We start from the raw sequence: 25,859 nt of genomic DNA, 5'->3' as shown, positions 1-25,859 counted from the left end.
CCCTTATTTTATCATTATCCCAATATAAAAAGAAGGCAAGCCAATTCGCTCACCTTCCATGTTTATGCAATTCCGAATTCAAGTATTACTATTGATAAATATGAACAATTGGTTCGTTCTGGTCCGCTTTACGGATAATTAAAGCCTCTGGTCCATTAACCGAGGTGATCGAAACCTGTACCGTCACATAATCAGGGAAATGCTCCATTACTAAACCTGTTACATACTGTGTAAAGCCGACCCCTTCTGCTTTTCCATAAAATTGAATCGGTATACTGATTGATACTTCATTTAGTTGACTTCCAATATAAAATGCTTTGCCGATTACACCATTAAAATTAGGGAAATATTCTTCAACATCCTGCTTAAAGTTTTGGAAGAACGTAACATCAGCACGATGATCCTTTGTTGCCGACTCTGATGGGAATAAATAGTACTTCTCATCAACAGCTTCCCAGCCACCAAGCGAATTGCTGCCTTCTGACATATTTGCATAGGCAAAGAAATTTCCAGGTACAACAGATGATTTATCAGCTTGTTCGAACAAGGCAATTGTAACTGGTACATCTCCAAGCCCCTCAACACCGCGGATTCGCTTAGCAACCTCAGCCGCAATTTCCTTTCCTTTGCGCTCTAGCTCATCATGAGGAATTTTCCGTTCAAACACATCACCATACTGGACAGTTGTATAATAGTACACTGAATTTAATGCAAGGCCAATAACAACACCATCGAGATGGACATTCCCATTATCATCCTTCGTTAAATAATCGTGCTCTAATATATGGGCAAGATATATCGGACTTTTCTCATTACGAGTCTTTAAATCGCCAACCCCATCATCTAACGGATTTAACCCGATATTCTCATCTTCCTTCAGTCCTTCAGCCGCAAGTTGCTCTGGTGTAAACTGACGATTTAACCATAATCCGACTGTCTTCTTTTTCAAATACTGACCTTCCTGGAAAAAATACTTATCCGGACTAAAGTTTTTCAACGCCACGCGCATTAATCCAGTCTCAAACTCATTGATATCATAGCGAGTATTTAAGTTATTAACGACTAAGCCGCGTGCTTCCCCTGGTTTGAATGGTAAAATCGTCCGGTAATACTGATCTGAAATTTGATACTTTGGAATAATTGCTTTCTCTTTAGAGTCACTCTTATTATTTTGGACTACTTCATCTTCCTTTTTAAAATTAGGAGCGCAAGCAGTCAACAAAAGCAGCAGAGACAAAGCAATCATTACTAGTCTTTTCATCGGTTTCCCTCTCTTACTTAGTTAATTCTTGAATCATTCTCTCCTCGTCCCATATTTCAATATCCAATTCTTGTGCTTTTGTTAGCTTTGAGCCAGCATCCTCACCGGCAATTACTAGGTCAGTCTTCTTACTGACACTACCAGCTACATTACCACCAAGGGCTTCAATTTTTTCCTTTGCCTCATTTCGACTTAACTGCTCCAATTTCCCAGTCAGTACAATCGTTTTTCCGGCAAAATAAGAATTAGAATCTTCGACCGAAACGGGCTTCGGACCTTTATACTCCATATTTACAGCTGCTGCCTTTAACTCTTGCAGCAGCTCTCGAACTTCTTCCTTACTAAAATAAGTCACAACCGAATCTGCCATTTTTTCGCCGATTTCATTAATTGCTCTCAGTTCCTCAATCGTAGCCATCGCTAAACGATCCATTGTTTCAAAAGCTTGAGCTAAGGTTTTTGCTGCTTTGGCACCAACATGGCGAATTCCAAGTCCGAATAAAAGCTTTTCTAATGAATTATCCTTTGAAGTCTCAATCGCATTGAGCAACTTCTGAATTGATTTTTCACCCATTCGCTCTAGACCAATTAATTGCTCGCGCTGTAATTTATAAATATCAGCAACATCGACGATCAGCTTTTCTGCAAATAATTGACTAATCACCTTTTCACCTAAGCCCTCGATATTCATCGCACCTCGAGACACAAAATGAATCAGTCCTTCACGAATTTGAGCCGGACATTTTGGATTAATACAACGCAGAGCTACTTCATCTTCAAAACGAACCAGTTCGCTTTCACATTCAGGACAATGGGTCGGCATTTTGAATTCGATTTCTTCGCCAGTACGACGTTCAACTAAAACATTGACAACCTCAGGTATGATATCTCCAGCTTTTTTAACAACAACCTGATCACCTAAGCGAATGTCTTTTTCGCGGATTAAATCCTCATTATGCAATGATGCGCGACTTACTGTCGTTCCCGCGACTTTTACCGGCTCCAAAATTGCTGTTGGTGTGATCACACCAGTTCGTCCCACACTAAGTTCAATTTCCTTTAAGGTTGTAACAACTTCTTCAGCCGGAAACTTGTAGGCAATTGCCCAGCGTGGACTTTTTGCCGTAGTGCCTAAGCGCTCCTGCTGCTTGAGTGAATCGACCTTAATCACGATTCCATCAATTTCGTATGGTAAGCCTGGTCGTTTTTCAACCCAGCTTTCCACAAACTCAATCACGCGATCAATATCTGAGCATTTCGTCCGTTCCTTATTCGTTTTAAACCCTAAGCTGTCCAACCAATTTAAACCTTCACTATGGGACTGAACATCCTCACGCTCGACTCCGGCAATACCATACAAAAATACATCCAAATTTCGGGAGGCAGCAATTTTCGGATCCAGCTGTCGTAAAGAACCAGCGGCCGCATTTCTTGGATTGGCAAATGCTTCTTCACCCTTTTCAGCCTTCACCTTATTTAACGCGTCAAAGGACCGCTTTGGCATATATGCTTCGCCACGAACCTCGAGGCTAGCCGGCTCCTTTAATCGCAGCGGAATCGAACCGATTGTTTTCAAATTGGCGCTAATATCCTCACCAATCGAACCATCACCACGGGTTGCCCCCTGGATAAACACCCCATCCTGATAACGTAACGAAACGGCTAAACCGTCAATTTTCAGCTCACATACATATGAAAAATCATTCCCGACAATCTGGCGAATTCGTCGGTCAAAATCACGTAAATCCTCAGCATTAAAAGCATTACCAAGACTAAGCATTGGCGTAGTATGCTGAACCTTTTCGAATCCCTCCAGAACCCCGCCACCGACACGCTGCGAAGGAGAATCAATCGTCTTAAGCTCGGGAAATTTCTCTTCAAGCTCAATTAATTCCTTCATTAAACGGTCATACTCAGCATCAGGAACACTCGGGTCATCCAGTACATAGTACTCATAATTATATTGATTTAATAAAGTATGCAACTCGCTAACTCGATTTTTTTCTGATTGAAGGTCCATACACGCAACCCTTTCTTTTATGCTTTTGTAATCGGTGCAAATTTGGCAAGCAATCGTTTAATCCCAACAGGCTTTGGAAATGCAATGTCCAATTCCAACCCTTCGCCTTGTCCCTTGACACTAACAACCGTACCAGTTCCCCATTTGCCATGAGCGGCTTTATCGCCAACACGCCAGGCGAAGTCGTCACCACCAGAAGTTGTTGCTGTTACGACTGGACGCATCACAGGTTTACGCTGTTGCTGCGGCTGTTTTGAGTATGGCTGGAAGGAAGACGTACTCTTTTTGACAGGTTCCATTCCTTCAATTAAATCATTGGGAATTTCCTTTATAAATCGCGACGGTGGATTCATGTTGGTTCTACCGAATAAAGTTCGCATCTGCGCATTTGTAATAAACAACTGCTCTTCAGCACGTGTAATTCCAACATACGCAAGTCGGCGCTCCTCCTCCATTTCCGCTTCTTCAAATAATGAACGGCTATGCGGGAACACGCCTTCCTCCAAGCCCAGCAAAAATACAATCGGAAATTCCAAGCCTTTTGCCGAATGCAGCGTCATTAACACAACCGTATCAGTCTTTTTTTGACCATCATCATCAAGACTATCAATGTCCGCAACTAAGGCAAGGTCGGTTAAAAAGGCAACTAAGCTTTTATCTTCATTTTCTTCTTCAAAATTCTTTGTTACAGATAATAACTCGTCCAAGTTTTCAAGACGGCTTTGTGCTTCTAATGACTTCTCAGCCTTAAGCATCTCACGGTAACCTGATTTATCTAATATCGCTTCAACTAGCTCTGTTACTGATAAAAATTCCTGCATTTGCGAGTAGCCTTTAATCAAATCACGAAATTCTGCTGCAGCTTTCGTAACCTTTGGGCTTAAACCAATCAGCTCCACCGATTCGAGCGCAGCAAACATCGAAATGTCATGCATTTGCGCAAAATTAGCTATTTTATCTAAAGAGCTTGAACCGATTCCACGCTTCGGAACATTAATAACACGAGCAAACGAGATTTCATCATCCGGATTTGCCACGAGCTTTAAATAAGAAATAATATCCTTAATTTCTTTTCGTTCGTAGAACTTTATTCCGCCGACAATCGAGTAATCAATGTTCGATTTTAATAAAACTTCCTCGATTACACGCGACTGGGCATTGGTACGATATAAAATCGCAATATCGGAACGTTTATACTTCCCACTATCGACAAGCTCTTTAATTTTCCCGGCAACAAATTGTCCCTCACCCTGTTCGCTATCAGCACGTAAATATGAAATTTTATTACCCTCCGCATTTTCAGTCCACAGATTCTTTGGCTTTCTGTTTAAGTTGTTTTTGATCACTTCATTCGCAGCTAGCAGGATTCTTTGTGTTGAGCGGTAATTTTGCTCGAGCATAATTACCTGAGCATTCGGATAGTCTTTTTCAAATGATAAAATATTGGCGATATCCGCACCGCGCCAACGATAAATCGATTGGTCAGAGTCTCCGACAACACAAAGGTTTTTAAATCTTGCTGCAAGCAGCTTTACGAGCATATATTGTGCTCTGTTCGTATCCTGGTACTCATCAACATGAATATATTGAAACTTGCGCTGATAAAACTCCAACACTTCCGGAACACGCTGGAATAATTGGATTGTCTTCATAATTAAATCGTCGAAGTCTAATGAACTATTTTTCAACAGCCGTTTTTGGTATTCCTTGTACACGTCTGCGACAACTTGTTCAAAGTAGCCCCCGGCATTTTTGCTATACACTTCCGGGTCGATCAATTCATTCTTTGCCGAGCTAATCGAACCTAATAAGGCACGCGGGTCGTACTTTTTCGGATCAAGATTTTTTTCTTTTAATATGGTCTTAATGACTGATTGTTGGTCACCTGTATCAAGGATTGTGAAATTGCGATTATAGCCAATTCGATCAATATCACGGCGTAAAATTCTCACGCACATGGAGTGAAAGGTTGAAATCCATACCTCTTCGGCAACCCCACCCATTAAGTTTCCAATCCGCTCCTTCATTTCTTTTGCAGCTTTATTCGTAAACGTAATCGCCAAGATATTATAGGGATTTATCCTTTTCTCGACGATTAAATAAGCTATCCGATGCGTTAACACCCTAGTCTTTCCACTACCTGCCCCGGCCATAATTAACAGCGGACCGTCCGTTGCTTTTACAGCCTTTCCCTGTTCAGGGTTCATTCCATTTAACAGTCGTTCAGTCAGATATTGCATCTATTTCACCACTCATAACTAGTTTTAGTAAGTTTATCAGAATCCAAAATCTTTTAATCAATCGATTGATTAAAATGGTTCTAATCCAGGTGTGACCCGTTTTTTCGTATTCAATCAAACGTTTGATTAACCTTTAACTGCTGTTACGGTTGCGAGTGCTTGTCTTAAATCCTTATAGACACTATTCCCCACTACCACCACATCAGCAAACTCGGCCATTTCCTTTGCCTGTTCAGCCGTTGTAATTCCGCCTCCATAGAAAAAGGTCGCCTGTTCCAAATGTGACTTCACTTCCTTAAGCCACTTTGGATTACCGTAAGTTCCGCTATATTCCATATAAAAGATTGGCAAATGAAACATTTTATCCGCTAAGCTCGCATAAGCAATGACGTCTTCTAATTCAAGCTCTGTATTAGCATTTGTAACCTCAGCAGCTTTACATTGATCATTTAAAATACAATAACCTTCAACTAAAATTTCATCCCAATTCATTAATTCACCGAATTCCTTTAGGGCACGGTGATGAAGACCAGTTATCCATTTTGCCTCTCGGCTGTTTAAAACCGTTGGGATAAAATACAAATCAAATCCAGGCGTTATAGCTTCAATATTTGAAACCTCCAAACAGCATGGTACTTGATAGCGACGAACGCGAACCAATAAATCCAGCACCTTGTCAAGCGTTACCCCATCAGTGCCGCCTATAATAATTGCGTCTGTTCCGGATTCACAGATTTTCTCTAACTCCTCATCAGCAACCTCTTTATCTGGATCGAGTTTAAATACATGACGCCACTCGCGCACATCATACATTCTGTATAGCCCCCATTCTAGTTTCCATTTCACCATTATATCATTTGTTCATGTGTATTAAAAAATAAAATCCAAATTGAAAAGCCTGTAATGAAAATAAAAAAATGCACAAAAAAATACCAAAGATTTGACTCCTTGGTATCCTCCATATATTAGTCCTCGCTCTTTTCTGTTTCCGGCTCTTTAACGCGATCTAACGCCATTTCATACGCTTCATTCCCATAATTCAAACAACGTTTAACACGGGAAATCGTCGCAGTACTCGCACCTGTTTCCGTTTCAATCTTATGATAGGTATTACCCTCGCGCAGCATTCTCGCAACTTCTAATCGCTGAGCCAAGGATTGAATTTCATTTACTGTACATAAATCATCAAAGAAACGATAGCACTCTTCAATATTTTCAAGAGCAAGAATCGCCTTAAACAATTGATCAAGCTCTTTTCCTCTTAATTTATCAATTTGCATCTTCCAATACTCCTTTTATCATTCTGATTCATTTACTTAAAATTTCACAGAACCCGCAAGTCCAGGGCTTGATGGAATAACATTAATCCATGTTTTACCAGGAACCAACCCGATTACTGACCCATTAACTGCAGGTACTATCCGGCCATTATCGCTTTTCCATTCAACGTCCCTGATGATTCCTTTTTGTAGCAAATAGGCTTTACCGCCTGAGGTTAAATCAATTTTTCGACGCCCCACATTATCATACGTTTGATGTGGTGTTTCAATTATAAGGATATTGTCTAACAACACCGGATTACCGTTATCAAAATTGACGGTTTCGGCGCCAAGTGAAGAACGTTTATATTTTCCAATCGTTTGATCATATTCATATGTCGCTGTAAACGTAGCATTATTATAGTAAGCAACGGTTACTTTGTTAGCAGGTTGACCCTCGAGCTTCTCAACTTCATCCTTTGATAAAAAGGTTAATGGTTCTGGCGGTTTTTCCATTGAATAACCTTCTTTATTTGCCCCTTCGATAATTTTCTCATAAGAAATATATGAGTTATGTGGAGGGACTCGGTCTGACGAACGCTTAAACAACGTTCCATCATACTGCATTCCATTTAAATGATCGATATAACCGCTATCGAGTAATTCTTTTGCGTCAATACTATAGCCATGGGCAATATATAAGCTGTCATATGCCTTGGCCAATTTAATATAGTATTCGCGAGCACTTCGGACAGGTCCAATTCGCTCTGGCTTTTCACTTTGAAATATTGCTAAAAATCTCGTCACATTTCCTTCTGCCAACAGCTCATATACAATATCTGCCTGATCTAAACCTGATTGTGGCCTGGCTTCGGGATGATTATTAATCATAACCGCTACTGCCCTTCCACCAATATCTTCCTTTGTAGCTATACCCGTTAACGGATAATGATTAGCAATCGTCACCGTTTCCTTCTGATTAGACTGGATTTCCTTGCCTTTATGCTCTGTTACGGTATCTTTGGTTTGGCTGCATCCTGTTAACAAAAGGAGAAAAGCCACTGCCAAAGCGAGAACTCTCTTTAGCAACTTAGTCACCTCAATCCGATTATGATCCCATCCCAATTAATACTTTATCACTTTTATATTTTAACGCATTATAGTTGGAAAGAGTACCATTTTATTCATTACATCGAACATACCCTGCTGGGTCACTCTTATATATGGTAAATGCGTCGCCGATAAAAACAGCATAGAATAGATAGGATCCTCAAATTGATAACCAGATTCCCTTAAATAACTAAACAGCTTATTTTCCTCAACAATCAACTCTTCGACCTTTTTATCAGACATGATCCCCATTAACTGCAAAGGAATTTCCTGTGTAATAACACCTTTTTCGCAGCAAACAATTCCGCCGCCAATTTCCTTCATCCGCTTAAATGCGGTGAACATATCCTGCTTGTTTTTCCCAATCAGGATAATATCTCCAGTATTTGAAAACGAACTAACTAACCCAGAAAGCCGATTGGCAAAACCTTTGATGAGCGTATTTATTCGCCATTTCCCTTTTCGATCAATCAACATAAAAAAGCATTCATCATGATCTGGTGACAATTCATCAGCTGAACAATCGATAAAAATCGAATAAGGTTTTGTGATAACAGAGTTTTCCATTTTGATACCGAACGGCATTGAAAATTGCATATCATCCCATGACAGTTCCCAATCAATTTCGAGCGGCTTCAGTCCATGCTTCTCCCAATTAATTGAGTAGTTGGATTTGATTTCTTTTCCATCTCGCTTAAGCCATTGTCCCTTAGCTAAAACAGAAACTGGAGTAGGATTTTTCTCATCAATCAAGAAATTTATATTCGCAATTCTACCAGTGGCGATATTCCCTAGTAAATGGTCAATCCCGTAATAACGCGCTACATTTACTGTTGCCATATTATAAGCTTCAATAATCGGAACACCATGGCTAATCGCGATCCGAATCATTTCATCAATAATTCCCTTTTCATAAAAGCTTGCAGAAGCTCCATCTGTTGTAAAAATGAAGCGATCATAAAAATCAATGCCACGCTCATGGATTTCCGTTAATAATTTTGGTAAGTCGGGGCGAATCGATGAATGGCGTAATGAAACCATATAGCCCTGCATTAGTCTGTTGTGTACTTCTTCACCAGTCATTGCCTCATGATCGCAATCTGCCCCTAAGAGCATCATCTTCGCCAATGTTTTTTCTGATGCCCCTGGAAAATGACCTTCAATTTTTTTCCGGCCGCGTTTTGTTTCCTGAATCCAATGCAAAAGCAAATCATCGCCATCCAGCAGCTTCGGCCATCCGGTTAACTCTCCGCCCTGTAATACGCAATCTTGTTCAAGCCAAGTTTTAATATTAGCCTGAGAATAGACCCGATTTTCATTCAAAATTTCGGTTTGAGCATCAAAGCGGCACCACCAAAACATGGAAGCGGGGATATCTTTCATTTCTTTAACAAATGAAATTGCATCCTTATTGTTTAAATTAACGACCAACATTAAATTGTCGTTGATTAACGTTGTTGTCCCAAACTGGCAAGCATATTCTGCTAACGACAGGGGATTATATAACAAGAAAGGATGAGCATGAGGCTCGATATAACCTGGAACAAGCTTTATCCCAGTGCAATCAACAATTTCACACTGTGTAAGCAGTTCAGGTAATTTTTCACCAACGTAAACAATTCGATCCTCATAGATCCAAATGTTTGCTTTCATCCACTTCTTAAAAACCTGATTAAGGTATGTTGCGTTTTTCAATAATATAGTCGGTGCGCATTTTCCATCTAGTACGGAAACGTGCTCACGTAGTTGCTTATTTTTCCAACGATACCGTTGTTCCATAGTGCCGTTCCCTCCCTAAAGAATGGGATATTTCAACAATGAAAGCGCAAGCGGCCTCTTCGGGAGCTTGTGACGATAGCTCCCAGCCGCCGGAGCTAGAACAAATGAAAACCCTTTCATTGTTATTATACTAACATATTTCGCAATTTAACGCACTAAAGAACGTGGAAATTAATTGTTAAATTTCAACAAAGGATGTGACAAACATATGACGATAAAACCAAACATTGGTATCCTAAACGCATTAATCAGAATTACGCTTGGTTTTACCTTTTTATCTTGGACAACTGCAAAGCTAGTCAAACGGCCATGGCGGGACTCCTATTTAGTTGTAGCGATTCTCGCTGCTATGAAGATTGCAGAAGGAATCGTTCGATTTTGCCCACTGACCGCCCTATTTGAAAATTGGGGTGAGATACAAGCTAACAATAAAAACGAGCAAACAAGTGACATTGATACGGAATCTATCCTTCCATACAATCCAACTTAAACAAACACGAAAGCCTAAACAATAAAAAAGGCTGCCAAACCATTACTGGTTTTGGCAGCCTTATGAGAAGGAGAGCTCGCATGATTTATGAATATATCACCGATATGTCCTTTGTCCTTATCACCCTAATCGGCAGTATAATCGCCTTATACTACGTTTATGGTAGGAAACCTAATAAAGAGCGCTAGCAATTGCTCTTGCGCCAATATCTTTGCGGTAAAAGACACCTTCGCGAGTTAGCTTGTCCAATTCTTTATAAACATTTTGTTGGGCGAGTTTTAAATCCTTACCCTTTGCACCTGCAAGAAGAACTCGTCCACCATTTGTAACAAAACGACCTTCCCCATCTAGCTTCGTACCAGCGTGGAACAAATACACTTCATCGCTCATGTCAGCTAAACCTGCTAGAACCGATCCTTTTGTATAGTCTCCAGGATAACCTTCTGAAGCAACTACAACGCCAATACAATAATTGTCATCCCACTCAAGTACTGGAGTTTTTCCATCCAATAGTGTTAACAGTACTTCAACTAAGTCTGATTTTAATCTTGGCAAGATTACTTGTGTCTCCGGATCACCGAAGCGAGCGTTAAACTCGATCACCTTTGGACCTTTATCTGTTAAAATTAAGCCCGCATATAAAATCCCAGTAAAGCTGCGCCCTTCTTCAATCATTGCCTGTGCAGTTGGATGCAAAATGGTTTCAATCGCCGTTTGCACAGCATCAGCGCTGATTTGTGGAACTGGAGAGTAAGCTCCCATTCCACCAGTATTTGGTCCTTGGTCGCCATCATAAGCGCGCTTATGATCTTGTGCAATTTCTAGCGGTACAACGATATCGCCGTTTACTAAAGCCATCAATGAAAATTCTTCACCGGCTAAAAACTCTTCTACGACAACTGTTGCCGAAGCGTCACCAAATTTTTCGTCCAAAAGCATGTCCTTTAAAGCCGCTAGTGCTTCATCCATTGTCATCGCCACGACGACACCTTTTCCTGCAGCAAGACCATCTGCTTTAATAACGATTGGAGCACCAAGTTTTTCTACATATTGCTTCGCTGCTTCATATTCGCTGAACACTGCATACTCAGCAGTTGGGATATTGTATTTATGCATTAAATCTTTTGCAAATGATTTACTGCCCTCAATTAAAGCTGCTACTTGTTTCGGTCCAAAGACTTTTAAGCCAGCTTCTATGAATTTATCAACGACACCTTCAAGAAGTGGATTTTCAGGACCAACAAAGGTTAAGCCTACTTCGTTTTCTTGTGCGAATTTCACTAGCTCAGCTTGATTGCTTTCATCAATTGCGATGAGTTCAGCAACGTCCGTCATTCCATCATTACCAGGAGCAACAAACACTTTTTCAACTAATGTGCTTTCTTTCATTTTTCTGCAAATCGCATGTTCTCTGCCACCACGGCCGATGACTAACACGTTCATGTTTTCTGCCTCCTCTTAATGTTTAAAGTGACGTACGCCTGTGAATACCATGGCGATTCCGTATTCATCAGCTTTGTTAATGGAATCTTGGTCACGGATTGAACCGCCAGTTTGAATAATTGCTGTAATTCCAGCTTTAGCTGCAGCTTCAACGGTATCATCCATTGGGAAGAACGCATCAGATGCAAGTCCGGCACCTTTGGCAGCAACTCCAGCTTGCTCTAGTGCAATTTTAGCTGAGCCTACACGATTCATTTGACCGGCACCAATTCCGAGTGTTTTCTCTTTATCAGCAACGACAATCGCATTCGATTTTACATGTTTAACAACTTTCCAGCCAAGCTTTAATGCTTCCCATTCTTCTTCAGTTGGTTGGCGTTTTGTTGGAATCGTGATGTTAGCATCCTCTAACGAATAACGGTCTTGATCTTGAACAAGCAAGCCGCCCTCAACTGACGTTAACACACGCTCTGCTTTTTGCTTTTCACCAAACGGAAGAGTTAACAAGCGAAGGTTTTTCTTACCAGTTAACACTTGGATTGCCTCTTCTGAGAAGGAAGGAGCAATAATGATTTCTAAGAAAATTTCATATAACTTTTCAGCAGTCGCTTTATCAACTTCACGATTCAACGCAACAATTCCGCCAAAAATAGAAACTGGGTCTGCTTCATATGCCTTTGTATATGCGTCAAAAATAGTCGCACCTGTACCCACACCACAAGGATTCATATGCTTTACAGCTACTGCAGCTGGCTCAGCAAATTCCTTAACGATTTGAAGGGCAGCATTGGCATCGTTAATATTGTTGTAAGAAAGCTCTTTACCATGCAATTGAACCGCATTGGCAACAGAGAATTTAGAACCAAGTGGCTTACGGTAGAAAGCTGCTTCTTGGTGTGGATTTTCACCATAACGAAGCGATTGCTTTAACTCATAAGTGACTGTTAATTTTTCTGGATTTTCTTCTCCAGCTAAGTCTGTCATATATTCAGCAATCATCGCATCGTAGCTAGCAGTATGACGGAATACCTTTGCTGCTAATTTACGACGAGTTGCTGGTTGTACTTGTCCAGTTAAGTTTAACTCAGTTAATACACGCGGATAATCCTCCGGATCAACGATAACTGATACGTATTGATGGTTTTTCGCAGATGCGCGCAGCATTGTCGGACCACCAATATCAATATTTTCAATGGCATCAGCAACAGTAACATCAGGCTTTGCAATTGTTTGTTGGAACGGATAAAGGTTTACAATTACTAGCTCAATTGGACTAATACCATGCTCTTCCATTTGTTGTTGATGCGATTCATTGTCAAACTTCGCCAACAGGCCACCATGAATAAGCGGATTTAATGTTTTAACACGACCTTCTAAAATTTCCGGAAAGCCCGTTACATCATTAACACCAATTACAGGGATGCCCGCTTCCTGTAGCGCCTTTTTTGTTCCGCCTGTAGAAATTAACTCGTAGCCTAGTTCACTTAAACCTTTTGCAAATTCAGTAATACCCTGCTTATCAGAAACACTAATAAGCGCACGCTTTTTAGCCATTTTTTACTTCCTCCCTCATTTTGGAAACCAGCATTTGAATCACGGCCGGGTACAGCTGGTGCTCCACTTTATGTATCTTTTCTTGTAAAGTTTCAATCGTTTCGTTCTCGTCAATATCAACTGTTTCTTGTGCAATAATTGGACCAGAATCCATTCCGGCATCAACATAATGTACGGTTACCCCACTTACCTTAGCTTTAGCCCGAAGCGCTTGCCCCATTGCATCCTTGCCAGGAAAGGCCGGTAATAGCGATGGATGAATATTGATGATTCGTCCTTCAAACGCTGATAATAATGTCGAACCAATCAATCTCATATATCCAGCCAACACAATCAAATCAATTTGGTATTCTGCTAATTTTGCTAAGATTTCCGTTTCATATGCTTGTTTATCAGTAAAATCTTTCGCACGAAACTCAAAGTAATCAATACCTGCCGCTTTGGCCCGTTCAACAGCGAAGGCATCCGGTTTATCACATACGAGAATTTTTATCGATGCAGTCATTGTACCAGCCTGAACTGCATCAATAATTGCTTGAAAATTGCTTCCATTCCCGGATGCAAAGACGGCAATGTTTTTCATCCGTATCCCCCTAAATAATCGAAATCCCTTCGTTCTCGGTCATTTCACCAATAATCGTTGCAGTTTCCCCACAACCGTTAAAATGCTCAACCACTGCATCTGCCTGTTCTTTATCAACAATCACGACCATGCCAATACCCATATTAAAAATATTGAACATTTCTTCGTGTTTAATTTCACCGTACTTTTCTAACAATGCGAACACAGCAGGAATCTTCCAACTGCCTTCTTTAATTTCCGCACCTAAACCGCTTGGGAATGTTCTTGGAATGTTTTCATGGAAACCGCCTCCGGTAACATGTGCCATTCCTTTAATCGGAAACTTTTTCAAAGCTGATAGAATAGACTTCACATAGATTCTAGTCGGCTTTAATAATTCTTCACCCAATGTGCAGCCAAGCTCTTCAATACTCGCATCCAAGCTTAAGTTTGCTTTTTCTAAAAATACCTTGCGCACAAGTGAGTAGCCATTACTATGAATACCGTTTGATGCCAAACCAATCAGTACATCACCGGCTTTAATATCTTTACCAGTAATCAGGTTTGATTTTTCACAAGCACCAACCGCAAATCCGGCAATGTCATACTCCTCAACATCATACATACCAGGCATTTCTGCTGTTTCTCCACCGATCAACGCACAACCTGCTTGTTCACAGCCATCTGCCACACCTTTTACGATCATTTCAATTTTGGCAGGGTCAGCCTGTCCACAGCCAATATAGTCAAGGAAATAAAGTGGTTCTGCACCTTGAACAACAATATCGTTCACACACATTGCCACGGCATCAATTCCGATTGTATCGTGTCGGTCCGCCAGAAAGGCTAGCATCAGTTTTGTACCAACGCCGTCTGTACCTGACACTAACACAGGCTCTTTCATATTTAACGCAGACAAATCAAACATCGCGCCAAATCCGCCTAGTCCGCCCATAACTCCCAATCTATTAGTCTTTGCAACATGCCGCTTCATTCTTTCAACCGCTTCATATCCCGCTTCGATATTAACGCCGGCTTCTTTATAAGCATTTGCCATTTTCAAATCTCCTTTTTCGTTGTCTAGCACAAGCGGCTCAGGGTTCAGTTCACAAGCCCCGAATATGCCACTTCCGCTTTGAAAAGAAAAGCGACATTAAAATTAATGCCGCTTATTTTTGATAGTAATATTGCAACGTATCAGGATAAAGTTCTGTTGGATATTCCCCGGTAAAGCAGGCCAAGCAATGACCACAGTTTTTATCCTTATCGACTCTGCCAATTGCCTCAAGCATTCCTTCAACGCTGATAAACGTTAACGAATCGGCGCCAATCAACTGACGAATTTCCTCAACAGAGTTGGAAGAAGCGATGAGCTCCTCCTTTGTTGAAGTATCAATTCCGTAGAAACAAGGATTTTTTATTGGAGGTGAACTGATAACGACGTGGACTTCAGTTGCACCTGCATCCTTCAGCATCGTTACGATTCTTCGGCTCGTTGTTCCGCGCACAATCGAGTCGTCAACCATAATAACCCGTTTCCCTTCAACAACTCCACGAACAGCAGATAGCTTCATCTTCACACCCTGCTCCCGCAATGATTGCGACGGCTGAATGAAAGTCCGACCTACGTAACGGTTTTTCACCAGACCCATCTCATAAGGAATTCCTGCTGCCTCGGCGTAACCAATCGCAGCGGAAATACTGGAATCAGGAACACCCGTCACGACATCCGCTTCAATTTTTGCTTCTGCTGCAAGTCTTTTCCCCATCCTTTTACGAGCGGTATGCACATTGATACCGTGAATATCGCTGTCTGGTCTGGAAAAATAAATATATTCCATCGCACAAATCGCACTTGGTTTGTTTTCTGCGAAGAATTCCGTTGTAATACCTTCATCATTAATAACTAATAATTCTCCAGGTAACACATCACGGACGAACTCAGCCCCAACCACGTCAAATGCACAAGTTTCAGAAGCAACGATATAGGCATCACCAAGCTTACCTAATGAAAGTGGACGCAAGCCATGAGGATCAAGTGCGACCATCATTTCCTTTTCCGTTAAAATCAAGTAAGCAAATGCCCCTTCAATCTGTTTTAACGCACTTCTAACTTGATCTTTCATATGGCGCTCACCGCTACGGCGAATTAAATGCGCCAACACTTCAGTATCAGAGCTTGTTTGGAAAATACTTCCTTGTTGTTCAAGAATTGATTTAATTAAACGAGCATTAACAAGATTACCGTTATGAGCAAGCGCAATGCTTCCAGTTTGTGAATGAAATAGAAGAGGTTGCACATTTTCGTAGCCACTGCCACCAGCAGTCGCATAGCGAACATGACCAATTGCCGCTTTCCCCTTCAGTTCTGACATTACCTCAGAACTGAACACTTCCGTGACAAGACCTTCACCTTTGACGATTTCTAGCTTTTCGCCATCAGTTGTTACAATTCCCGTACCCTCTTGTCCGCGGTGCTGAAGTGCATGCAGGCCGTAATAAGTAATGCTGGCAGCGTCATTATGTCCCCAAACGCCGAAAACACCACACTCTTCATTCAAGCCTCTTAACTCAGCAAGCATGGAATAGCTCCTTTCCAAGCCTTCTCTAAATTCTCAACTTGTTCAGTAATAAGTTTTTCACCGTCAACTGCAATTGTTAAAACTGGTTGGGCCGTAACTTCCCCAATTAGAGTGGCACCAACTAATTTTTCGAACTCCTGTTGATTTTCCTTTTTAACAGTTAATAAAAAGCGTGACTGTGATTCTGCGAATAATGCTGACACTGGATTACCCGTAACCTTAATTTCTGCACCAAGACCCTTAGAACCAATCGCACTCTCAGCAACCGCTACAGCCAAACCACCTTCAGCTAAGTCATGAGCAGACTCAACCAAACCGGAACGAATCGCTGTTAAAACTTTCTGCTGATAGTCTTTTTCCACAGCTAGATCAATGCTAGGCGACTGTCCGAAAATCTTTCCGTTTAGCATTTTTTGTAGCTCACTTCCGCCGAACTCATCTTTAGTTTCCCCTAAAAGATAAACTAAATCGCCAGCAGCTTTAAAGTTTTGTGCTGTGATATGTTTTACGTCAGAAATTAGCCCAACCATACCGATTACAGGCGTTGGATAAATGGCGTTTCCGTTCGTTTCATTATACATTGAGACATTTCCACCGATTACCGGAGTATTTAACTCACGACAAGCTTCAGAAATACCGTCAGCCGATTTCTCGATTTGCCAGAAAATCTCAGGCTTTTCTGGATTACCAAAGTTTAAGTTATCTGTTACTGCTAGTGGTTCTGCACCAGAACAAACGATATTGCGAGCAGCCTCAGCAACGGCAATTTTCCCACCAGTTTCAGGGTCCAAATATAGATAACGTGAATTACAGTCAGTTGTCATCGCTAATGCCTTTTCTGTCCCGCGAATGCGAAGAACGGCTGCATCAGAACCAGGAGCCACAACTGTATTTGTGCGCACCATATAGTCATATTGATCATAAATCCACTCTTTAGAAGCAATCGTAGGTTGTTGCAATAATTGCAATAACGTTTCACCATAGTTATCAAGCGCAGGAACTTCATTTTCCATCGCTTGGAAATCACGGAAGTATTGCGGTTCAGCTGATGGCATTTGATAAACAGGAGCATCCTCAGCTAAAGCGTCAACAGGAACATTTGCAACAACTTCACCTTTATGAATCAAACGGTACATTTTATCATCTGTTACCACACCGACGGAAACAGCTTCAAGATCATATTTTGAGAAGATATCAACGATTTCCTGCTCGCGACCTTTTTGGACAACAATCAGCATTCTTTCCTGTGATTCAGAAAGCATCATTTCATATGGCGTCATACCTGTTTCACGTTGCGGCACAAAATCAAGATTTAATTCCATACCTGACCCAGCCTTACTTGCCATCTCAGAACTTGAGCTTGTCAATCCAGCTGCACCCATATCTTGAATCCCAACAAGGGCATCACATTGAATCAATTCTAAACATGCTTCCAAAAGAAGTTTTTCCATGAATGGGTCACCGACTTGAACTGCTGGACGATCCTCACTAGAAGCATCATGTAACTCCTCAGACGCAAACGTTGCACCATGGATTCCGTCACGGCCTGTTTTCGCACCAACATACATAACGGTGTTTCCAACTCCATGTGCTTGACCTTTCTTAATATCTTTATGGTCAATTAAACCGACACACATTGCGTTTACTAATGGATTCCCATCATAAGAAGGGTCAAATTGTACCTCTCCACCAACTGTTGGAATTCCCATACAGTTCCCGTAGCCAGCAATACCTGCGACAACTTCTTTAAACAAATAACGTACGCGTGCAGAATCAGAAAGCTCACCGAAACGCAAAGAGTTAAGCATTGCAATCGGTCTTGCACCCATCGAGAATACATCGCGGATAATACCACCTACACCAGTAGCAGCACCTTGATATGGTTCAATTGCAGATGGGTGGTTATGACTTTCGATTTTGAAAACAACTGCTTGGTTGTCGCCAATATCAACAATTCCAGCTCCCTCACCAGGGCCTTGCAGTACTTTCTCCCCGGTTATTGGAAATCTCTTTAAAATTGGCTTTGAAGTTTTATAGCTACAATGCTCTGACCACATTACCGAAAATAGTCCGGTTTCGGTATAGTTAGGCGTACGGCCGAGGATTTTTTCTACATTAGCAAATTCAGCATCAGACATGCCCATTTCTGCATAAATTCGTTCAGACTTAATTTGCTCGGGAGTTGGTTCAAGCTTTAACGACATATGATTCCCTCCATTGTTTTACGATCGATTTGAAAAGTTTAAGACCGTCCGCGCCTCCAAGAAGCTCATCGACCGCTCTTTCAGGATGTGGCATCATTCCTAATACATTTCCGCGCTCATTGATGACACCAGCGATATTTTCAAGACTACCATTTGGATTGTCTACATAAGTAAATACAATTTGCTTATTATCCTTCAATTGCTGAAGCGTTGCCTCATCCACGTAGTAATTTCCTTCACCATGGGCAATCGGAATCGAAATCACTTCGCCAGCTTCATACTCATTTGTGAATAATGTGTTATTATTTTCAACCTTCAAATCTACTGGGCGACAAATAAACTTTAAGCTCTCGTTCCTGCGCAACGCACCTGGAAGAAGACCTGCTTCCAATAAGATTTGGAATCCATTACAAACCCCTAAAACTGGCTTTCCAGCTTCAGCAGCCTTTTTAATTTCAGCCATGATATTACTGAATCGGGCAATTGCCCCGCATCGTAAATAGTCACCATACGAGAAGCCACCTGGAAGTAAAATCGCATCGAATCGATCTAAATCCTTCTCAGCATGCCAAACATACTCTACATCGGAACCCAGTTCATCCTTAATCGCAGCATACATGTCAACGTCACAGTTCGAACCAGGAAAAACGATTACCGCAAATTTCATTGAGTGACACTCTCCTCTATTTCATAGCGGAAATCCTCAATTACCGGATTAGCTAAAAGCTTTTCACATGCTTCTTTAACTACCTCTTCAACATCACGACCAGATGGATCAACATATAGTTCCATGAACTTTCCGATACGAACATCCTTAATTTCGCTATAACCTAATGAATGTAATGCGTGATTCACAGCTTTACCTTGAGGATCTAATACGCTTTCTCTTAATGTTACATAAACCTTTACCTTAACCATGCTGAGGGCCTCCTAATCTAGCCAAAATATTTTCATAAGCATCAGTGAGATTTCCTAAATCGCGGCGGAATACATCTTTATCGAGCTTTTCATTTGTTTTAGCATCCCATAAACGACAAGTATCAGGTGAAATTTCATCCGCTAACATTATCTTTCCTGAGGCATCTTTTCCAAACTCAAGTTTGAAATCAATTAGGCGAATGCCCAATCCCTCAAAAAAGCCTACTAAAACAGCATTAATGTTTAGCGCTTTTTCCTTTAATATCTCCAGCTCTTCCACTGTCGCAATGTTCAATTCTAGAACATGATCAACTGTTACAAGCGGATCACCTAAGCTATCATCCTTATAGTAGAATTCCACTAATGGCTTGGATAATGCTTGACCTTCTTCTAATCCCAATCTTTTCGCAAGGCTGCCTGCAGCCACGTTACGAGTTACAACCTCTAGTGGCACAATGCTTACCTTTTTGACAAGCTGCTCCGTTTCCGAAAGCTGTTTAATAAAATGAGTTTCGATTCCTTTTTCATGAAGCTTTTCAAAAAGCAAGCTGGTAATTGCATTATTCAAACGGCCTTTACCGCTAATTTCCGCCTTCTTTTCGCCATTAAAGGCTGTTGCAGAGTCCTTGTACTCAACTAGCACCACATTTTCATCTTCCGTTGAATAAATTCTCTTTGCTTTACCTTCATATAGAAGCTCTTTCATCCTTTTCGGGCTGACTTCCCTTTGCCGCTTTACTTAGACAATTGGAACAAGCCCTTCTCTCCTTTCGGCTCACCATCAAATTGGTTTCAATTACGAATATTGGGATTTTTTGAATGTTCAGTCTTGACTGGTTTTAAAAAGGTAAAGGTTGTGCCTTTACCTTTATTAATCTTTATAAAATCTAACCAAGTGGCTAGATAAACAACTCTTATTCTGCTAAACCTACTCGTTCAAAAATTGTGTCTACATGCTGCAGATGATAGCTGTAATCAAAGCAAGCTGCAATTTCTTCAGGAGATAAATATGCTGTAATTTTCTCATCAGCTTCAATTAAGCTGCGGAATGGAACTTGTAATTCCCAAGCCTTCATTGCATTAGGCTGTACAGTATCATAAGCTTCTTCGCGGACGAGGCCTTTATCAATTAACGCTAGTAATACGCGTTGTGAATAAATGAGGCCAAGAGTACGATCCATGTTGCGCTTCATATTTTCAGGGAATACCGTTAAATTCTTCACAATATTTCCAAAGCGATTCAACATATAATTTAAAGCGATTGTCGCATCTGGGATAATGACCCGTTCTGCTGATGAGTGGGAAATATCGCGTTCATGCCATAATGCCACATTTTCAAAAGCAGTCATCATATAACCGCGAATAACACGAGCCATACCAGTCATATTTTCAGAGCCAATTGGGTTACGCTTATGCGGCATAGCCGAAGAACCCTTTTGACCTTTTGCAAAAAATTCCTCAACTTCGCGAGTTTCACTCTTTTGTAAGCCACGAACCTCAGTCGCAAACTTTTCAACAGAAGTAGCGATCAACGCTAAAGTGGACATATAGTGTGCATGACGATCACGTTGCAACGTTTGTGTTGAATTTGGCGCTGCTTGCAAGCCTAATTTTTCACAAACAAACTTCTCAACAAATGGATCGATATTGGCATATGTACCTACTGCTCCGGAAATCTTCCCAAATTGAATTCCTGCAGCTGCCGCTTTAAAACGCTCTAAATTACGCTTCATTTCCTCATACCAAAGGGCAAGCTTTAAGCCAAAAGTAGTTGGCTCAGCATGAACTCCGTGAGTACGGCCCATCATAACTGTATATTTATGTTCAATTGCTTTATTTTTAATAATCTCGATAAAGTTTTCAATATCCTTTAATAGGATTTCATTTGCTTGTCTGATTAAATAAGAAAGAGCTGTATCAACTACATCAGTTGAAGTTAAACCATAATGAACCCATTTCCGTTCTTCACCTAATGTTTCAGAAACGGCACGTGTAAACGCAACTACATCGTGGCGAGTATCTAATTCGATTTCGTTAATACGGTTAATATCAAACGATGCATTTTCGCGAAGCTTTTTGACATCTTCCTTTGGAATATCGCCAAGCTCAGCCCATGCTTCACAAGCTAAAATTTCAACTTCCAACCATGCTTTAAACTTATTTTCCTCTGTCCAAATTGCACCCATTTCAGGTCTTGTATAACGATCAATCATGTTTTATCCTCCGATCAATATGACACTGTCCCAGATTTGACTATCATCCGCTTCCAAAATGGCCTCTTCAACGGTATCACGCAGTAATGTCACGTGCCCCATCTTCCGTCCTACTTTAGCCAACTTCTTACCATAAAGATGAATCTTCCAATTGGACAATGTTGAAATATTTTCTAATAATACTGCTTGGTGCTCCCCTAATACATTAATCATTACTGCAGGCTTCAACAGCTCCGTACTACCTAAGCGCCAATTACAAATCGCCCGAATATGCTGCTCAAACTGTGACGTCTCACAAGCATCAATTGAATAATGCCCAGAGTTATGTGGTCTAGGGGCCAATTCATTAATAAAAATTGACTCATCGGCCATCACAAACATTTCGACAGCAAGAGTTCCTACCATTCCCAACGATTCGACAAGTTGAAGCGCTGCTTTTAAAGCATTGTCCCGTGCAAGCTCACCTATCCTTGCAGGTACAATGGTTTGATGTAAAATATTACGAACATGGATATTTTCCGCCACTGGAAAAACCGCTGTCTCACCGCGAACATTTCGCGATACAATCACCGAAACTTCCTTCATAAATGGCATCCATTTCTCAAGGACACATGGACCGTGGGCAAGCAATGAATCAGCTTCGTTAATATCCTCTTCACTCTTGATTACTAACTGCCCCTTGCCATCATAACCGCCCCGTGACGTTTTCAGTACAGCAGGGTATCCAAGCACCTCTATGTTATCATAAATATCAGCTTTCGTCTGAATCACCGCAAACGGTGCAACATCAATACCAGCCGCCTGAATTGCCGTCTTTTCCGCAATCCGATCCTTCGTTATCTCCAACAGCTCAGTTCCCTGAGGGACATATGCCCGGTCACTAATCGCTTTTAATGCCTCGGCATCAATGTTTTCAAACTCATACGTTATCACGTCACTAATTTCAGCTAACTGCTTAATCGCTGATACATCCTCATAATTACCAACTACTTTAAAGTCAGCAACCTGGCCGCAAGGCGAATCTTCATCTGGATCTAGCACAGCAATCCGAAATCCTTGTGCCTTTGCCGCGATTGCCATCATTCTACCAAGCTGACCGCCACCAATAATACCAATCGTTTGTCCCGGTAAAATCACCATATTACACAAGCTCCTCACTGCTTTCAATCGCCGCAAGCTTTGCTTCCTGCCTTACCGTTTCAAGTCTATCTGCCAAATCAGTATCATTTATGGCTAAAATTTGCGCTGCCATCAAGCCTGCATTCGTTGCCCCACTCGTGCCAATCGCCACCGTTGCAACCGGGACGCCCCCTGGCATCTGCACAATTGACAACAACGAATCAAGTCCATTTAACGCACGGGATTGAACCGGAACCCCAATCACCGGTAAAGTTGTCTTTGCTGCTACCATTCCAGGCAAATGCGCCGCACCCCCAGCACCAGCAATAATCACCTGAATCCCTCTTTGTCTCGCAGACTCTGCATATTCGAACATCAAATCAGGTGTACGGTGAGCCGACACAACCTTCTTCTCATAAGGAACCCCAAGGCGCTCCAAACTCTGACAGGCATGCTTCATCGTCTCCCAGTCCGACTTACTCCCCATAATCACGCCAACCTTCGCTTCCACCAAATCCCTCCTCCAAACTCTTTAAAAAAATTCCCCTTTTGCTTTTGTAAAAATAAAACAGATATCACAATCATGAAGTCTACTCATGGATCACTCAACAGCGAATCCCCAAAGGCGAATCCCTACGCCGTTAGGATTTACACATCACACAAAAAAAGCCCTGAACAGAAATGTTTCCCTTGATAAAAATAAGAGAAAGCAGTCTGTCCGGGCTTAAGATGCATATAGTTAATACCACCCCAAAAAGAAGTGATCATCTTCCACTTCTTAAACGGCACCACTTTCCCTCATAGTCCAATTGTTTACGGTAATTGGGTAGAAACTCATGGGCCATATTCCCATTATTATACGAGGGGATGTCTACACATATAATGTTACAATTATCATACCAACAATGATGTTTTTCGTCAATAAATATATCGAACATTTACTGTTGGCAAGTTGTTAATGTTCGTGTTTTACTTCGACTTTTTCGCTTCAAAGACAATATATCGTCCGACCGGCTCATAAGAGACTAAATCTCCTTGTTTTACCTCTATAAAGATTGGTTTCTCGATTCTTCTTGTTGGTGTATAGCCCTCGTCTGCAATCCGCTTTAAGCACTCGGCAATCGTTTCATTTTCTTGAACCTCAAACTGCTTCTTTGTACTCATTTGAAATATTTACCTCTCTTATTACTACGATTTCCAATAACTTACATAACACTTAAAGCATGTACACATACTAAAAACACAATTGAACTCATTCTAAACGAAAAATGACCAAATCGACAATATTTTTTCAAAATAATGATTTTTCGATTATCTAAAGTAATATATAATATTATTTATGTTAAATAACTTATAGAAAAAGGAATTGAACAATGATTGGATTAGTGATTATTTTAATTTTAGTTTTATTATTACCTTTCTCTGTCAAAAAGGTAGAGGAAAATTTAGAGATTTTTTTATTCATTATGGGTATTGCTGCAGCATTAGTTAGTGGGATGATGAATGGACATTTAATTCAAAAAGCTCTTATTGATCCTATAAATATTACACTTGCTGTATTAATTGCCGGACTGGTAACAAAATGGGCCCAGGCTCCATTAGAAAAATCAATCTTAACATTAAGCAATCTTCTATCCCCAAAAATTTTCCTTGCCTTAACGGTAATCGTTTTGGGACTTGCTTCAAGTATCATTACCGCAATTATTGCAGCCATCGTGCTAGTCATTATTATTAATGTTCTTCCGCTCGATCGGCAATCTGAAATTCGCTTTACGATACTAGCCTGTTTTTCTATCGGTCTCGGAGCTGCCCTTACACCAATTGGCGAACCGCTCTCGACAATCACCGTTAGCAAACTTGACGAAGGTTTCTTCTATTTAATTGATTTAATAGGATGGGAAGTAATTCCTGCTGTTTTACTATTCGGTTTACTGACGATTATCTTTGTCAAACCGCACAAGAGTACTCATGGCTTGGAATCTGCTTCAAAGACAGAAAGCTACCAAGAAATTCTGATTCGATCTGTGAAAATCTATTTGTTTGTCATGGGACTAACCTTCTTAGGACATGGATTCGAACCACTCATTAATGAATATGTTTTAGGCCTTCATCCGATGCTACTATATTGGATGAATATGATATCTGCTGTTTTGGATAATGCTACGCTTGCAGCTGCAGAAATTAGCCCAGCTATGGATTCAGAAACGATTCAAGCCATTTTACTAGGGCTTCTAATCAGCGGTGGTATGCTCATTCCTGGTAATATCCCCAATATTATCTCAGCAAGCAAATTAAACATCACTAGTAAAGAATGGGCCCAGTTCGGAGTACCAGTTGGATTAATTACAATGTTAGTATATTTTGTTGTGTTGTTTGTTTTTTAATCGATTTCCTGAAATGTACGCATGAAGAACCAAGGTGTCGTATCCTTGGTTCTTTTATTTATTTTGGAGCAATAATCCAAAGGGTGATTTTTTCTATTTTCACTGCAGATTACTTTTTTGCACATGCTAAAAAAAAAACGGCCATTTATCAGCCGTTTTAAGTTACCTATTTTGTTGAGTTGTTATTCTATGAACTCGAGCGGACATATAATCCCTTATTTGAATCAAAAATCGTGATTTCTCTTTTTTTCGGACATGTGATGCCTTATTTCAGCCTAATGACTATCAAATACATGATTTTCTATAAAATAACGTACTCAATGTCCGCAAATATTGTAAATGCCTCATTTTTATAAAAATAACAAACTATATGTCCGATACAATTACAAACAAAACAAAAAAACAGCCTCATCAGCTGTTTTTTTCGTTTGCCCGGCAGCGTCCTACTCTCACAGGGGGAGAGCCCCCAACTACCATCGGCGCTGAGAAGCTTAACTTCCGTGTTCGGTATGGGAACGGGTGTGACCTTCTCGCTATCGCCACCAGACTATTTTGTTAGAGAACTTCGTTCTCTCAAAACTAGATAATGAAGAAGAAATGGTAAAACGTTAATCACCTTAATTGGTTAAGTCCTCGATCTATTAGTATCAGTCAACTCCACATGTCGCCACGCTTCCATCTCTGACCTATCAACCTGATCATCTTTCAGGGATCTTACTAG

The 25,859-nt window shown here is 40.8% G+C and carries 23 protein-coding genes, 2 rRNA genes and 1 riboswitch; of the genes, 3 read left to right on the top strand and 22 right to left on the bottom strand.

Translation table 11 applies throughout. From position 1 onward, the window contains the following. Nucleotides 1–88 precede the first annotated feature (88 nt). The 7 genes from HHO41_RS05015 to HHO41_RS04985 form a co-directional block, all read right to left on the bottom strand. Complete coding sequence (locus tag HHO41_RS05015) at nucleotides 89–1,261, bottom strand: CamS family sex pheromone protein (protein ID WP_169096117.1); 1,173 nt, start codon at nucleotides 1,259–1,261, stop codon at nucleotides 89–91. A gap of 13 nt (nucleotides 1,262–1,274) precedes the next feature. Further along, nucleotides 1,275–3,281: an NAD-dependent DNA ligase LigA gene (gene ligA / locus HHO41_RS05010; RefSeq protein ID WP_169096115.1), complete on the bottom strand. Its 2,007-nt coding sequence runs from the start codon at nucleotides 3,279–3,281 to the stop codon at nucleotides 1,275–1,277. Nucleotides 3,282–3,298: 17 nt separating this feature from the next. After that, entirely contained in the window at nucleotides 3,299–5,521 is a 2,223-nt protein-coding gene (pcrA, locus tag HHO41_RS05005; protein WP_169096113.1) for a DNA helicase PcrA, read from the bottom strand. Nucleotides 5,522–5,647: 126 nt separating this feature from the next. Then, nucleotides 5,648–6,334 carry a heptaprenylglyceryl phosphate synthase gene (pcrB, locus tag HHO41_RS05000; RefSeq protein WP_169096111.1) on the bottom strand — a complete coding sequence of 229 codons (687 nt, stop codon included), beginning with the start codon at nucleotides 6,332–6,334 and terminating at the stop codon, nucleotides 5,648–5,650. Nucleotides 6,335–6,486: 152 nt separating this feature from the next. Next, complete coding sequence (locus HHO41_RS04995; protein ID WP_169096109.1) at nucleotides 6,487–6,801, bottom strand: YerC/YecD family TrpR-related protein; 315 nt, start codon at nucleotides 6,799–6,801, stop codon at nucleotides 6,487–6,489. 36 nt (nucleotides 6,802–6,837) lie between these two features. After that, complete coding sequence (locus tag HHO41_RS04990) at nucleotides 6,838–7,869, bottom strand: DUF3048 domain-containing protein (protein WP_169096107.1); 1,032 nt, start codon at nucleotides 7,867–7,869, stop codon at nucleotides 6,838–6,840. A 60-nt stretch (nucleotides 7,870–7,929) separates the two neighbouring features. Then, the gene (locus HHO41_RS04985) at nucleotides 7,930–9,669 is read right to left on the bottom strand and encodes an adenine deaminase C-terminal domain-containing protein (protein ID WP_169096105.1); all 1,740 of its coding nucleotides are present in this window, start codon (nucleotides 9,667–9,669) and stop codon (nucleotides 7,930–7,932) included. Between the two features lie 208 nt (nucleotides 9,670–9,877). On the opposite strand from HHO41_RS04985, the gene HHO41_RS04980 reads away from it, so the two are divergent. Together HHO41_RS04980 and HHO41_RS22700 are read left to right on the top strand one after the other, a co-directional pair. Next, on the top strand, nucleotides 9,878–10,159 hold the full coding sequence (locus HHO41_RS04980; RefSeq protein WP_169096103.1) for a YgaP family membrane protein: 282 nt from the start codon (nucleotides 9,878–9,880) through the stop codon (nucleotides 10,157–10,159). A gap of 62 nt (nucleotides 10,160–10,221) precedes the next feature. Next, nucleotides 10,222–10,347 (top strand): EYxxD motif small membrane protein, encoded by a 126-nt coding sequence (locus tag HHO41_RS22700; protein WP_348981219.1) that lies wholly within the window; start codon nucleotides 10,222–10,224, stop codon nucleotides 10,345–10,347. Here the strand turns inward: HHO41_RS22700 and purD are convergent. The 13 genes from purD to HHO41_RS04915 form a co-directional block, all read right to left on the bottom strand. Then, nucleotides 10,331–11,602 (bottom strand): phosphoribosylamine--glycine ligase, encoded by a 1,272-nt coding sequence (purD, locus tag HHO41_RS04975; RefSeq protein WP_169096101.1) that lies wholly within the window; start codon nucleotides 11,600–11,602, stop codon nucleotides 10,331–10,333. The two genes, HHO41_RS22700 and purD, sit on opposite strands and share 17 nt — an antisense overlap. A gap of 15 nt (nucleotides 11,603–11,617) precedes the next feature. After that, nucleotides 11,618–13,156, bottom strand: coding sequence for a bifunctional phosphoribosylaminoimidazolecarboxamide formyltransferase/IMP cyclohydrolase (gene purH / locus HHO41_RS04970; protein ID WP_169096099.1), 1,539 nt, complete (start codon nucleotides 13,154–13,156; stop codon nucleotides 11,618–11,620). Then, nucleotides 13,149–13,739 carry a phosphoribosylglycinamide formyltransferase gene (gene purN, locus HHO41_RS04965; RefSeq protein WP_169096097.1) on the bottom strand — a complete coding sequence of 197 codons (591 nt, stop codon included), beginning with the start codon at nucleotides 13,737–13,739 and terminating at the stop codon, nucleotides 13,149–13,151. Before purN ends, purH begins: the two co-directional genes overlap by 8 nt. 10 nt (nucleotides 13,740–13,749) lie before the next feature. Then, nucleotides 13,750–14,775 carry a phosphoribosylformylglycinamidine cyclo-ligase gene (purM, locus tag HHO41_RS04960; protein ID WP_169096095.1) on the bottom strand — a complete coding sequence of 342 codons (1,026 nt, stop codon included), beginning with the start codon at nucleotides 14,773–14,775 and terminating at the stop codon, nucleotides 13,750–13,752. A 112-nt stretch (nucleotides 14,776–14,887) separates the two neighbouring features. Next, complete coding sequence (gene purF / locus HHO41_RS04955; protein ID WP_169096093.1) at nucleotides 14,888–16,300, bottom strand: amidophosphoribosyltransferase; 1,413 nt, start codon at nucleotides 16,298–16,300, stop codon at nucleotides 14,888–14,890. Then, a complete protein-coding gene (gene purL, locus HHO41_RS04950) occupies nucleotides 16,285–18,504 on the bottom strand; it encodes a phosphoribosylformylglycinamidine synthase subunit PurL (protein WP_169096092.1) in 2,220 nt (739 codons plus the stop codon). Before purL ends, purF begins: the two co-directional genes overlap by 16 nt. After that, nucleotides 18,488–19,171, bottom strand: a complete 684-nt coding sequence (gene purQ / locus HHO41_RS04945) for a phosphoribosylformylglycinamidine synthase subunit PurQ (protein ID WP_169096090.1) — start codon at nucleotides 19,169–19,171, stop codon at nucleotides 18,488–18,490. Before purQ ends, purL begins: the two co-directional genes overlap by 17 nt. Further along, nucleotides 19,168–19,422 carry a phosphoribosylformylglycinamidine synthase subunit PurS gene (purS, locus tag HHO41_RS04940; RefSeq protein WP_169096088.1) on the bottom strand — a complete coding sequence of 85 codons (255 nt, stop codon included), beginning with the start codon at nucleotides 19,420–19,422 and terminating at the stop codon, nucleotides 19,168–19,170. The genes purQ and purS overlap by 4 nt, the downstream gene beginning before the upstream one ends. After that, the gene (gene purC / locus HHO41_RS04935; protein ID WP_169096086.1) at nucleotides 19,415–20,128 is read right to left on the bottom strand and encodes a phosphoribosylaminoimidazolesuccinocarboxamide synthase; all 714 of its coding nucleotides are present in this window, start codon (nucleotides 20,126–20,128) and stop codon (nucleotides 19,415–19,417) included. The genes purS and purC overlap by 8 nt, the downstream gene beginning before the upstream one ends. A 208-nt stretch (nucleotides 20,129–20,336) precedes the next feature. Next, a complete protein-coding gene (gene purB, locus HHO41_RS04930) occupies nucleotides 20,337–21,635 on the bottom strand; it encodes an adenylosuccinate lyase (RefSeq protein ID WP_169096084.1) in 1,299 nt (432 codons plus the stop codon). A gap of 3 nt (nucleotides 21,636–21,638) precedes the next feature. After that, nucleotides 21,639–22,775 carry a 5-(carboxyamino)imidazole ribonucleotide synthase gene (gene purK / locus HHO41_RS04925; protein WP_211171044.1) on the bottom strand — a complete coding sequence of 379 codons (1,137 nt, stop codon included), beginning with the start codon at nucleotides 22,773–22,775 and terminating at the stop codon, nucleotides 21,639–21,641. Between the two features lies 1 nt (nucleotide 22,776). Further along, entirely contained in the window at nucleotides 22,777–23,265 is a 489-nt protein-coding gene (gene purE / locus HHO41_RS04920; RefSeq protein ID WP_169096080.1) for a 5-(carboxyamino)imidazole ribonucleotide mutase, read from the bottom strand. A 270-nt stretch (nucleotides 23,266–23,535) separates the two neighbouring features. Beyond that, nucleotides 23,536–23,637, bottom strand: a riboswitch (purine riboswitch). A gap of 86 nt (nucleotides 23,638–23,723) precedes the next feature. Then, nucleotides 23,724–23,918, bottom strand: coding sequence for an NETI motif-containing protein (locus HHO41_RS04915; RefSeq protein WP_169096079.1), 195 nt, complete (start codon nucleotides 23,916–23,918; stop codon nucleotides 23,724–23,726). Nucleotides 23,919–24,127: 209 nt separating this feature from the next. Here HHO41_RS04915 and HHO41_RS04910 point away from each other — a divergent pair, with 209 nt between their 5' ends. Continuing rightward, nucleotides 24,128–25,138, top strand: coding sequence for a DUF1646 family protein (locus tag HHO41_RS04910; protein ID WP_169096077.1), 1,011 nt, complete (start codon nucleotides 24,128–24,130; stop codon nucleotides 25,136–25,138). Between the two features lie 430 nt (nucleotides 25,139–25,568). Here the strand turns inward: HHO41_RS04910 and rrf are convergent. After that, a 5S ribosomal RNA gene (gene rrf / locus HHO41_RS04905) occupies nucleotides 25,569–25,685 on the bottom strand. 74 nt (nucleotides 25,686–25,759) lie between these two features. Continuing rightward, nucleotides 25,760–25,859: ribosomal RNA gene (locus HHO41_RS04900) — 23S ribosomal RNA — on the bottom strand; the annotation flags it as partial.

This window comes from Bacillus sp. DNRA2, from assembly GCF_012843265.1.
Lineage (GTDB): Bacteria > Bacillota > Bacilli > Bacillales > Cytobacillaceae > Bacillus_BU.
This window is presented reverse-complemented; position numbering and strand designations above follow the sequence as displayed.